Source organism: Microcystis sp. M090S1, assembly GCF_020246295.1.
Lineage (GTDB): Bacteria > Cyanobacteriota > Cyanobacteriia > Cyanobacteriales > Microcystaceae > Microcystis > Microcystis aeruginosa.
In genome coordinates this window covers 1-10764 of record NZ_JADBTF010000512.1, presented here as the reverse complement: position 1 = coordinate 10764, position 10764 = coordinate 1, and the positions used below count along the sequence as shown (strand labels likewise).

Sequence of the window (10764 nt, the reverse complement as noted above, 5' to 3'; positions counted from 1 at the left end):
GACTCTTGTGTTGGTGTGGGGTAAAATCGAAACGAATAGGCTTTTTCCATGTCTCACATTTTAGCATATATTTCGTAAATGTGCTAATATTTAACAGTAAAGCCGTCGTAGAACGACGGGGTTTCAGACCCAAATTTTCGATGACCAAAGGTAATTTAAACGATCTCATCCGTACAGAAGCTAATAAAGAGGTAGAATCCCAACCCTCTCCTTCTGCCAAACGTTCTAAGGAAACTAACGCCACCTTACAGGCAAAAATTAACGACTTGACGGCAGAATTAGAAAAAACCGAGAAAAATGGGCAAACTCTCCAAGAAAAAGTTATTTCTCTGGAAGAAGAACTTAAAGAACATCTGGAACTCTCTGTCAGTTTACAGCAGTTACAACAACAGACCGAGCAGTTAGAATCTGTCCTCTCGGAAAAAACTACTTTGGTGGCACAATTATCGAGTCAATTAAGCAAGACAGAAACAGAACTGACTGAGAAAAAACAGTTAATTGAAAAATTATCGAGTCAATTAAGCAAGACAGAAACAGAACTGACTGAGAAAAAACAGTTAATTGAAAAATTATATAATCAAATTAAAACCCTAGAAAATAGTCACACCCCCACCCCTGAACCGTCAGCAATTACCAAACTATTGCCTAAGAAACCCAGTCTTTATAACTTTGAAATGGCCACTTTAGCCCGTTATATTGCCCCCACTCCTACCCCCACAGAGTTAACGGATTCCGATATCGGTTGGTTCGATTAATTATGGCTAGTAAAAATCAAGAACAACAACATCCACAGGAAAGACTCGATCGCCCGATTGTTGATCAGCTACTGCAATCAGAACCCAATGATTTAAACTTAGCTGAATGCGCTCGTTTACGCATACGTTATCAAAACTTTCCGGGGGCAAGAGAAATCCAAAGAGATTTAGATTTAATCCTAGAAAAATGGCAGTTAGATGAAGCTAGTTTATGGGCAAAAACTCGACCACTGCACAGTCACGGACAAGTGTATCAAATTCGCCAAACCGAGGAGCAACAGGATTGGAGTTAAATTGCAGCAGTTATCTTAATGGTGCGAGAGGAAAAATCAAACCTATAATTTGATTTTATCTAATAATCTCTGAAAAGGATTTTTTGGTTTGCTTGCTGGCGGATCTGCGGGGGGATTAGGATCATCTAGATAACGATAATATTTCCAGATATCCCAGTAGGGACAACCCGGTTCAATGCGAATTCCTGCCCAATGTAAATATTTTAAGGGCTGATTTAATCTCGGATCGATTAAGATATTCCCCTGACGTTGAAAATGAGAACTTCCCCCCCAATTTCCCGCTTGACAACCCGGAGCGCGGACAATATTAAATCGATTGGGAACTCGTTTGAGAATGGTATAATTAATAATCGGTTGATCGGAGGTTTTTTGAGAAAAATCAAAATATTCTGGATGATCGGCACATTCTTGAAAAGCGCTATATAATTCCTGTTCTGAGAACAGATTCTTTTTACTAGCCCAAAAACCACCGTTAAACATTCCAGTTAGATCATTTTCTGTGAAGATTCCTTGTTCTAAAACAATCTGATTAAAAACATCAGTAATCCCTTTTTTGTGTTGGTAATCACAGCAGAGAAAATCGTAGGTATCGAGGAAATTTAGATTATCTATTATTTTTTCAAAAACTACGATATCCGTATCGATATAAAGAAATTGATCTAATTCTCCAAACCAACACACCTGCTTGCGAAATTGATTGGGACGAGCAAAGAATTTTTCTCCAAAAATATCATAGATTTTCTGTGCCAATTCTTCCACCAATTGCAGATCGGGATAGAGAATAACGCCATATTTTTCGGACAATAAATCGGCAATTTTTTGATAATTATTGTCGTAGGGAATCAAGATGACGGGAGAATCGGGATCGTACAAACGAATACTATTCATTAATGCGATCGCCTGCTCGATAACTCGATCATTAGCGGTAATGTAAATTCCTCGCTTCATAAATATCCTGGGGGTAAGAGTTAGAAATAATTATATAGCAGTTATCTTAATGGTGAAGTAGAAAGTTTTCCTTTTGGGGAGTCAGCCATCAGCTTTTTTCTCCCGATATCCCTGTTCACTGATAACTGATCACTGATCACTGATAACTGAATAGCCGATCGGTCTTTCTCTGTCAACTCTTAAGAAGTCGTGGGTTTCATTTTTGAATTAGCGAATAATTAAGGAAATATCACTGCTACTTAAACAGTTTTTTCTTAAGTTTAGCGAGGGAACTCTGTATCCATAATTTTTTAAGTCGCAGGGGTTCTAAACCTTCTATATCAGCCGGATAATGTTTTTTAATATCAAAGAAATCATTAATTTCTCTTAAAATTGTTTCAAAACGTGGTAGTAATTTTTCGGGATGATAATCATCGAGAAAATTAGCCTGTAAAGAATTAACGGGAAAATTACGGGCATAATTAAGAATACGTTCCAGATCGTATTGACTGGAATAAGCCCCGATTTTTTGACAATTGAAACCGGGATCGAGATAATCGGCTAGGGCGCTATTAACACCAGAAAATACCGTACAACCACAGGCTAAAGCTTCCAGGGGCGGTAAGCCAAAACCCTCCGTTAAACCGTTTACAGCCCAATATTCAGCCGAATCGTAGAGATAAACCCGACTGCGATTGAATAATCCCACTAAATCCTCCACATAGCTATCTAAAACCTTAACGCGACAGTGGGGACGGAGGGCGGGAACTAGACGATTGAGAAGATACTTTGAGGATTTGCGCCCCTGTACTAGGACATCGATATCTCTTTCTAAGCCTAAATTGAGAAATTCTGAGCCAATTTGATTAGGAAGATAGTAAATTAAAGCATTAGGAGCCTTTTCTCCCCAATAACCCATAGTATTACGGCTAACGGTGATAATTGGTATTTGGGAGGGTAAACGGAAGCCGTAACCTGTACTATGGGCATGATAAATGATATTATGCGATCGCAATCTTTGCACCAGTTTAGGAAGATCAAAACCCCAGCTAACCACAAAAATACTGTCATCCGAGCTTATTTTCGCGAGTATATCCTCTAAAAAAGGATAATTTAACTCTTTTTGACGATAAGTCACAATCTGGGCGGTACAAATTTGACTAGCCAAATTGACGGTTTTCATTTCTGCCCACAGTCCACCCCCACCAAAAGGAGAAGTAGTACCGGGCAAAAGAAAATAGAGGTTTCTCATCAGGATAATAGAAGTTTTGGTTAAGCGGTAGTCTGGAGACTTGGCTATTCTATACTTAATTATTAAGGTGTGAGGTATCTAAAGGCAATAGTCGATCGAGCATAAGTGTAATTACTACTAAATAAATTTTTTAGCCTTGAGTCGGCTATCAAGAGACTTAGCTAGTTAATTACAAATTCTGCTAATTAATAAATATTAATAAACCGCAACCAGCTAGATAACTGGACTTTCACGGGCAAGCCATTAAGCCTTAAAAGTATTGCTATGCAAGTATCGTAGCCGAAAAAGCAAAACTACGGGTTTCCCTGTGGATGCGGTTTATCAGAGAAATTAAAATACTTGACTAGAGGCTTCGCAGTTTGCTATACTTGGGCTGGGGTGACTGACCCAATTGCAAACAAGCAAACAAGGAGAATATTTGTTATGAAAATAAAACTTAAAAGATCTAATAAAAAATTATGCATATTATTTCAATATCCACCTTAAGAATTTTTTGGGAAACTCATCCAGAGGCTCAGGCTGGTCTACGTTATTGGTACAAGCAAGTTAGTCAAGCAAAATGGCAAAGTTTCCAAGATATTCGTCAGGATTTTTCTTCGGCTGACTTAGTGGGTAATTTTATAGTATTCAACATTTGCGGCAACAACTATCGACTAATAACTTTTGTTGATTTTCAAGATGGAAAGATTTTTATTAGAAAAGTACTAACCCATGCTGAATATAATAAAAACCAATGGAAAAAAGATTCGTGGTTCAATAAATATTGATCTAAATCTCTGAATCTCCAAATAAGTAGGGAGGAAAAATTATTTGTAGGATGGGTTAGCGGTAGCGTAACCCATGCGGGCGTTGGGTTTCATGCTTCAACCCAACCTACGTTCATCTTATATTTAATTCCACCCACCCACTTATGAAAACTATAAATTATTAACTAAAAATTTTGTATCTCCTTCAGTCACCCCTATTTAAACCATAAAATTAGAGTTATCTTTATGTTTGCCACTGATAAATACTTAGAATTATTAAAGCAATACCCTCCTCGTCCTATTCACGATGAGGAAGACTTAGAAATGATGCAGGAGGTTATTAATCGCCTTTTAGACAAACCCCAATTAACGGTAGAAGAAAGGGAATATCTAAATGTTTTAGGGTCTTTAATTTATGAGTATGAGGAAAATCAAGAGCCAATACCTGATATTTATGGACTTGAATTGTTGAAATTTATATTAGAGGAAAAAAAACTACAAAAGCAAGATTTGCTATCTATTTTTGAAAGCAAGTCAACCCTGGATGACATTCTTGATGGCCAACAAGATTTAACTCCTATCTACATTCAAAAATTAGCCAATTTTTTAAATATATCTCCTGATTTATTTTTTCCTAGTTAGTCACAAAAAATGCGCTAGACAGTTAAGCTTATTTCCTGTCTTAACGCATAGGTTAACGGACTAAATCAAAGCCCGATAACGCCCCAAAGCCAGTAGAGTAAAATACTGCTGATAGAAATGATATTTCAGGTAAAAATGACAGGGAAAACCTGTACCGGTGAAGTAATCTTCATCCCATGTACCATTTTCTTTTTGGGTAACAAGAAGATAGTTAACGCCCTTTTCAATCACTTCTCGCTGATAATTGCCGGTGACTTTCCCGACGGCTAATAAACCGATTAATGCCCAAGCAGTTTGGGAAGCGGTACTATTTCCCTGTCCTTTAAATTTAGGGTTATTGTAACTAAAACAGGTTTCACCCCAACCACCATCAACATTTTGACAACTGCTTAACCAATTGGCTCCTTTTTGCAATTGATGGCGATATTTATTCGGTTCCAGAAAAGCCAAAGCAGATAATGCCCCACTGGTTCCATAAATATAATTTACACCCCAACGACCAAACCAACTACCATCAGCTTCCTGTTCTTTTTCCAGATAATCCAAAGCTTTTTTAACTCGATTTTCCTCCATGTTGACATCACAAGTACCTAACATTTCTAGAACTCTGGCAGTAACATCAGCCGTATTAGGATCGATCATTGCTTTTAGATCGGCATAGGGCAAAGAATTAAGCCAGTTTTGATCGTTATCGATGTCAAAAGCTCCCCAACCACCAGCTTTACACTGCATAGTAGCCATCCAATTAACTGCCCGTTTCATCACAGCTTTTTTAATATTTTCATCGGGCATTTTAATTAACTCTAAAGCCATCACCACCACTGCCGAATCGTCTAAATCTGGATACCAGCGATTATCAAATTCAAAAGCCCAACCCCCGGGGGTTCCGATTTTATTTTTAATCGCCCAATCGCCATAATCAAGAATTTGTTGATCGATTAACCATTGTCCCGCTTTAATCATAGCTGGATGAGCGGGATTTAGCCCAGATTCAATTAGCGATCGAATTACCCAAGCCGTATCCCAAACCGGCGAAACACAGGGCTGTACACAATAGGTATTATCTGTCTCAATGGCAAAATTATCCACCGCTTTTAAACCGCGGGCAACAATCGGATCGTAAACATCATAACCTAGGGCTTTTAAAGCTAACAGGGAATTTAACATCGCTGGGATAATTCCTCCCCAATCGCCCGTGTCTTCCTGTCGTTCAATTACCCATTTTTCCGCCGCTTTCAGACTTTCTTGACGGAAGGGAACTAAATCAGTTTTTTCTGCCCATTTAAACAGCCCATCTAACCAGAGGAAAACATCCGCCCAATCGTTATTTTTTGGTAACTCATACTTGACATTATTCACCCCTTCTGTATAGAGTTCATCGAGATTAAAACCGATTTTATACACGGGTTTTTTGTCAAAAACAATTAATAAAGGAACCGTACTTCCCCGCGCCCAACTGGACATTTCATAGATAGTAAAAGGGAAATTTTCCGGCAGTAGCATAATCCAAGCGGGGATAGAGGGAACCCCCTGCCAATCGTAACAACCAATCAAAGCGAGGTGCATTTTGGTGAAAATGCGGGTTTTGCTGATGCCACCTTTAGCTAAGATAAATTCTCTAGCTTTTTCTAAAGCAGGATCATTAGCGGGAATTCCCAATAGTCGCAGCCCCATGTAGGCTTCCACAGTGGTGCTAAGATCGCCACCATCACCATAAAATAACTCCCAAGCGCCGTTAGGACACTGTTGCTGACGCAGATAGGTGGCTGCTTTGTCTAGGGGGCGTTTTTTGTCAGTTTTCCAGATTTTGTGCAGTAAAATTGCTTCTGAGGTGATGGTGACATTAGATTCTAATTCTGCCCACCAGTAACCGTCAGAGTATTGGGTAGAAAGTAAATAATTTTGAGAAAGTTCGATCGCTTTCGCTGTTTTAGCGGCTATTTCGGTTATTTTGTCCTGAATCTGCATTTTTTTCCGTTCGACAACCTCTAGAGACCACGAGTGCAAATAATTCATAATTCCCTGAAGACAAAAAGGGTACGAAACTCGCACCCCACCAGATTTATCTTCATTGAACTTACTTTTTCTTTTTGCCTTTAGCGGGCGGATTATCCTTCGCTGCCGGTTCCGGGGCTTTTTCCTCCACTTGCGGGGCTGCTGCTACGGGTTCCGGGGCTTTTTGTCCCATTTGGGCGGCTACTTCGGCGGCGAAATCCGTTTCTTCTTTCTCGATCCCTTCACCTAGTACAAAGCGTTGGAAACGACGCACCTGAATATTTTCTCCCAAAGCGGCGATCGCTTGTTTGAGCAATTCGTCAATACTGATGTTCTGATCGCGGATAAAGGGTTGATCGAGCAGAGAAAGTTCTTTCAAACGTTTTTCAATGCGGCCGGCCACGATTTTTTCTTTGATATTATCGGGTTTATTGGCTAAATCGTCCCGTCCCATCTCAATTTCTTTTTCTTTGGCGGCGATTTCGGCGGGAATATCGGCCACTTTTACATATTCGACGTTAGGACAAGCGGCAATCTGCATGGCCACGTCATTAACCAATTTTTTGAACTCCTCGCGACGGGCCACAAAATCGGTTTCACAGTTCACTTCCACTAAAACACCGATGCGGCTGCCGGTGTGGATGTAACTGCCGATCATCCCTTCTGCCGCTACCCGACTAGCTTTTTTCTCGGCGGAAGTAATCCCTTTTTGACGCAACCATTCGATCGCTTTGGTTATATCCCCCGCGTTTTCCGTCAGCGCCCTCTTGCAATCCATCATGCCGGCGCCGGTCTTTTCCCTAAGTTCTTTAACCTGTTGTGCTGTAATTTCCGCCATAAAATTCCTAACCTACTGCTTATAATTGATCATGCCACGAGAGGGGCAGGTTTGACCGCTCGATAGGCTCGGAAAGTTTCCCCCCGAACCTAGCTGCGATCAATAGCTAATTTTCCCTAGTTATCGTCGTCTCCACTGGCAAATTCGGCGGCGTATTGGGAATAATCACCTTCTTCCTCGTACTCGGTTTCATTATCGTATTCTTCCTCGTATTCTTCCACCGCTGCTTGACCACCGCGACGACCTTCGATGATCGCATCGCTAATTTTGCCTAAAATCAGTTTGACTGAGCGAATTGCGTCATCGTTGGCGGGAATCGGCACATCTACCAAGTCAGGATCGCAGTTAGTATCCAAGAGGGAGATGATGGGAATGCCCAATTTTTGGCATTCTTGGATAGCGTTGTATTCCCGACGCTGATCCACTACGATGACTAAATCCGGCAGCCGGCGCATGGTTTTAATGCCACCGAGGTATTTTTCTAGTTTGCCTAATTCCCGACGCAGTACCGATGCTTCTTTTTTCGGTCGTTTATCGAGGGCTCCGCTATTTTCTAATTCTTCTAATTCTTTGAGTCTTTCTACCCGGCCGCGAATGGTTTCCCAGTTGGTTAACATTCCCCCTAACCAGCGTTGGTTAACGAAGTGGCTACCGCTGCGTAAAGCTTCCTGTTTAATGATTGCTGCCGCTTGCCGTTTCGTACCGATGAATAAAAAGCGTTTACCGCGATCGGCTTCTCCTCGGACAAATTCGTAAGCTTCTTCGATTAATTGGGCAGTTTGCACCAAATCAATGATATGAACCCCATTCCGGGCAGTGTAGATGTACTGAGACATTTTCGGGTTCCAACGGCGCGTTTGATGGCCAAAGTGAACCCCAGACTCTAGCAATTCTGCAAGAGAGACAACGGGCATATTTTTCTCCTTTTCGGGTTTATCCTCCATCTAGGGCTGGATTTCTAGATTCCTAGAAACACCCGATCGCCTAGATGTGCGATTTTTGACAACTTTTCTAGTCTAACACGAAAGGGCGCGATTGCCTACCCGTAAATATTGGGTACTGAGGGCTTCCTACTGCAATTCCTCAAGTTTTTTCAAAACCGCTTCTGCATGGGCTTTTACCTTGACATTTGACCAAATATAGGCAATATTTCCCCGGGGGTCGATCAGGAAAGTGGAGCGTCTAATCCCCATATATTCCTTGCCCATAAATTTTTTTAATCCCCAGACTTGATAAATTTCCGCCAGTTGATGATCGGGATCGCTCAATAATTGAATAGTTAAATTGTGTTTTTCAATAAAACGACAGTGGGACTTTTCTGAATCGGGACTAACTCCCAGAATTACCGCGTTTAATTGCTGAAATTGCGGCGACAAAGCGGTAAAATCGATCGCTTCTGTGCTGCAGCCCGGAGTGTTATCTTTGGGATAAAAATATAAGACCAACCACTGACCGGCAAAATCTGCTAATTTACTAATTTCGCCTCTTTGGTTTGGGGTGGCAAATTCGGGGGCTTTTTGTCCAACTTCTAGGGTCATTTTTAGGAGTGTAAAGGCAAGAGTAAGAAAGGAGCGAGGGAGAGGGAAAGCAATAGCCAGACTTGATAGTTAAATCTGGGAAGTTCGGGGTTTTCTGACTCGACTAAAGCATCGATTCTCTCTAATAAACGATTATTTAAAGAATGATCATTGAGAGCGACACAGCAACTATCGGAGAAACTTATTTCCGCTACTTGATTAACTTTTTCTGCCACTAAAAGCAGCGATTCAGCTAATAGTAAATAATCCACTTGTCCAGAAGCGTACTTATCGGCGCGTAATTCCCGCAAGAAGACCAATTCTGACCATAAATTCTCGCTATTGGGCAGCCAAGAAGACATCGATCGCAACCAACCTAACCAGAAAAACCAGAAAGTGTCATGATATTCTTGGTGAGCTTGTTCGTGGGCTAAAACTGCTTGTAAATGTTCTTGATCTAAGAGATTTAATAATCCTTGCGTCACAATTAATTCCGACTTCCAAAAGCCAACTCTGGCACTGTAGGGAAAATTCACTGCTAAAACTCTCGCTTTCTGAGCGGTGATTTTTTTGAGGGGATAACTGCTAAAATCCCGATGGGTTTGCCAAGTTTGATAGGAGAGTTTTATCAAACAAAATATAGCAAAAACTAGCCAAATTATGGCACTAAAGTAACTAATTAAACTGGAGTTATAACCCAACATTTGCCCACGATAGCCCATACAAACCACCGATATAACTGTCATTAACAGCAGCAAAGGAGGAAAGAGAAAGAAAAATAGCGTTGTCTGCCAACGACGCTGATAGCTGGGCAGAAACCAACGTAAACCAATGGCGATAGTTAATGCTAGTAATAACATTAAACTGTGCATTAGCGTTCTCTCCGTTGTTGACGAAGGGTATCTAAACGAGAGGCGATCGCTTTTAATTGTTCGACACTAGCAGTATCGAGACTATCGGCAAAAGAAGCCACCACATCCGCATTACCAATAGCCAAAAAACGATGTAATTGTTCGTAGGCTTTAATTGCCTGTGCTTGTTCCTTAGAAACCATCGGTTTCCAGTAGAAAATTCGACCCTGTTTATAACAACTTAACCAGCCTTTATTAGTTAAACGACGCAGTACCGTAGTCACAGAAGTATAGGCCAGATCTCGTTCCGGATCCGCTAAAATGCGATCGTGGACATCCTTAACGCTAACGGGTTCCAATTCCCAGACAATATTGAGAATTTCCGCTTCTAGGGGGCCTAGGGATAACTGTTTTGGTTGATAGGTCGGCAATTGAGCCATAGTCACACAGAAATGAAGATTACTTTCCTGATCATAGCGGCGGATATCGATCGCCTGATAAAATAGCAACGATCCTTTATATTGTCTTTATGTCCACCGAAACTAATTTAACCACGACTACGGGTGCTGATGCCATTGATCTGGCGATCGCTAATGGCATTGATTTTGATGGTTCCCCGATTCCCCAGGCAAAATTGGAACTTTATCACCGGGTAATGGGTTTGGAAGCAGGACGACAAAGAAGCGGGGTTTCTAACACGATGAGATCGCGAATTGTCCGCATCGGGGCCAAACATATCCCCCAAGAGGAGTTAAATCAGCTGTTGTTAGCCGCCGATTTTGCCCCTCTCAAGGAGAAAGAAATCGCTTTTTACCTATAATGTCGGCTTTTCATCTCTCGGTTTCACCTCGGAGATGAAAAGTTCCGCCAGCATAGAACAGCGAAGCACGACTAAGAATAACTCTAATCTATAGTTGCCAATTTAACTTTAGTATGCTAGAGTAGTTT

Annotated in this window: 14 protein-coding genes; 5 read left to right on the top strand and 9 right to left on the bottom strand. The window is 41.1% G+C overall.

From position 1 onward, the window contains the following. Nucleotides 1-50 (bottom strand): helix-turn-helix domain-containing protein (locus tag IM477_RS23260; RefSeq protein ID WP_353845525.1); only part of this gene is annotated, 50 nt, incomplete at its 3' end. 90 nt (nt 51-140) lie between these two features. Here IM477_RS23260 and IM477_RS22650 point away from each other — a divergent pair. Beyond that, nucleotides 141-755 carry a hypothetical protein gene (locus tag IM477_RS22650; RefSeq protein WP_287733561.1) on the top strand — a complete coding sequence of 205 codons (615 nt, stop codon included), beginning with the start codon at nt 141-143 and terminating at the stop codon, nt 753-755. Nucleotides 756-757: 2 nt separating this feature from the next. Next, the gene (locus IM477_RS22645) at nt 758-1048 is read left to right on the top strand and encodes a DUF3288 family protein (RefSeq protein ID WP_004162669.1); all 291 of its coding nucleotides are present in this window, start codon (nt 758-760) and stop codon (nt 1046-1048) included. Between the two features lie 42 nt (nt 1049-1090). Here IM477_RS22645 and IM477_RS22640 read toward each other — a convergent pair whose 3' ends face one another. Together IM477_RS22640 and IM477_RS22635 are read right to left on the bottom strand one after the other, a co-directional pair. Further along, a complete protein-coding gene (locus tag IM477_RS22640; protein WP_287733560.1) occupies nt 1091-1996 on the bottom strand; it encodes an Npun_R2821/Npun_R2822 family protein in 906 nt (301 codons plus the stop codon). A 235-nt stretch (nt 1997-2231) separates the two neighbouring features. Next, nucleotides 2232-3227: a glycosyltransferase gene (locus tag IM477_RS22635; RefSeq protein WP_287733559.1), complete on the bottom strand. Its 996-nt coding sequence runs from the start codon at nt 3225-3227 to the stop codon at nt 2232-2234. Nucleotides 3228-3685: 458 nt separating this feature from the next. Between IM477_RS22635 and IM477_RS22630 the strand changes: the two genes are divergently transcribed. Both IM477_RS22630 and IM477_RS22625 read left to right on the top strand, forming a co-directional pair. Then, on the top strand, nt 3686-3994 hold the full coding sequence (locus IM477_RS22630) for a type II toxin-antitoxin system HigB family toxin (RefSeq protein ID WP_287733558.1): 309 nt from the start codon (nt 3686-3688) through the stop codon (nt 3992-3994). A 225-nt stretch (nt 3995-4219) separates the two neighbouring features. Beyond that, nucleotides 4220-4615, top strand: coding sequence for a helix-turn-helix domain-containing protein (locus tag IM477_RS22625; RefSeq protein ID WP_287733557.1), 396 nt, complete (start codon nt 4220-4222; stop codon nt 4613-4615). A 60-nt stretch (nt 4616-4675) separates the two neighbouring features. Here IM477_RS22625 and shc read toward each other — a convergent pair whose 3' ends face one another. The 6 genes from shc to IM477_RS22595 all read right to left on the bottom strand — a co-directional run bounded on the left by shc (nt 4676) and on the right by IM477_RS22595 (nt 10325). Next, nucleotides 4676-6583, bottom strand: a complete 1908-nt coding sequence (shc, locus tag IM477_RS22620) for a squalene--hopene cyclase (RefSeq protein WP_287733562.1) — start codon at nt 6581-6583, stop codon at nt 4676-4678. Nucleotides 6584-6692: 109 nt separating this feature from the next. After that, entirely contained in the window at nt 6693-7448 is a 756-nt protein-coding gene (gene tsf / locus IM477_RS22615) for a translation elongation factor Ts (RefSeq protein WP_002753383.1), read from the bottom strand. A gap of 116 nt (nt 7449-7564) precedes the next feature. Next, the gene (rpsB, locus tag IM477_RS22610) at nt 7565-8362 is read right to left on the bottom strand and encodes a 30S ribosomal protein S2 (protein ID WP_287733556.1); all 798 of its coding nucleotides are present in this window, start codon (nt 8360-8362) and stop codon (nt 7565-7567) included. A 156-nt stretch (nt 8363-8518) separates the two neighbouring features. Next, nucleotides 8519-8986, bottom strand: a complete 468-nt coding sequence (gene bcp / locus IM477_RS22605) for a thioredoxin-dependent thiol peroxidase (protein ID WP_147068981.1) — start codon at nt 8984-8986, stop codon at nt 8519-8521. Between the two features lie 2 nt (nt 8987-8988). Further along, nucleotides 8989-9837, bottom strand: coding sequence for a M56 family metallopeptidase (locus IM477_RS22600; RefSeq protein WP_287733555.1), 849 nt, complete (start codon nt 9835-9837; stop codon nt 8989-8991). Then, on the bottom strand, nt 9837-10325 hold the full coding sequence (locus tag IM477_RS22595) for a BlaI/MecI/CopY family transcriptional regulator (protein WP_002777269.1): 489 nt from the start codon (nt 10323-10325) through the stop codon (nt 9837-9839). The genes IM477_RS22600 and IM477_RS22595 overlap by 1 nt, the downstream gene beginning before the upstream one ends. A gap of 20 nt (nt 10326-10345) precedes the next feature. Here IM477_RS22595 and IM477_RS22590 point away from each other — a divergent pair, with 20 nt between their 5' ends. Further along, nucleotides 10346-10636 carry a small RNA NsiR4-regulated ssr1528 family protein gene (locus IM477_RS22590; protein WP_287733554.1) on the top strand — a complete coding sequence of 97 codons (291 nt, stop codon included), beginning with the start codon at nt 10346-10348 and terminating at the stop codon, nt 10634-10636. Nucleotides 10637-10764 lie beyond the last annotated feature (128 nt).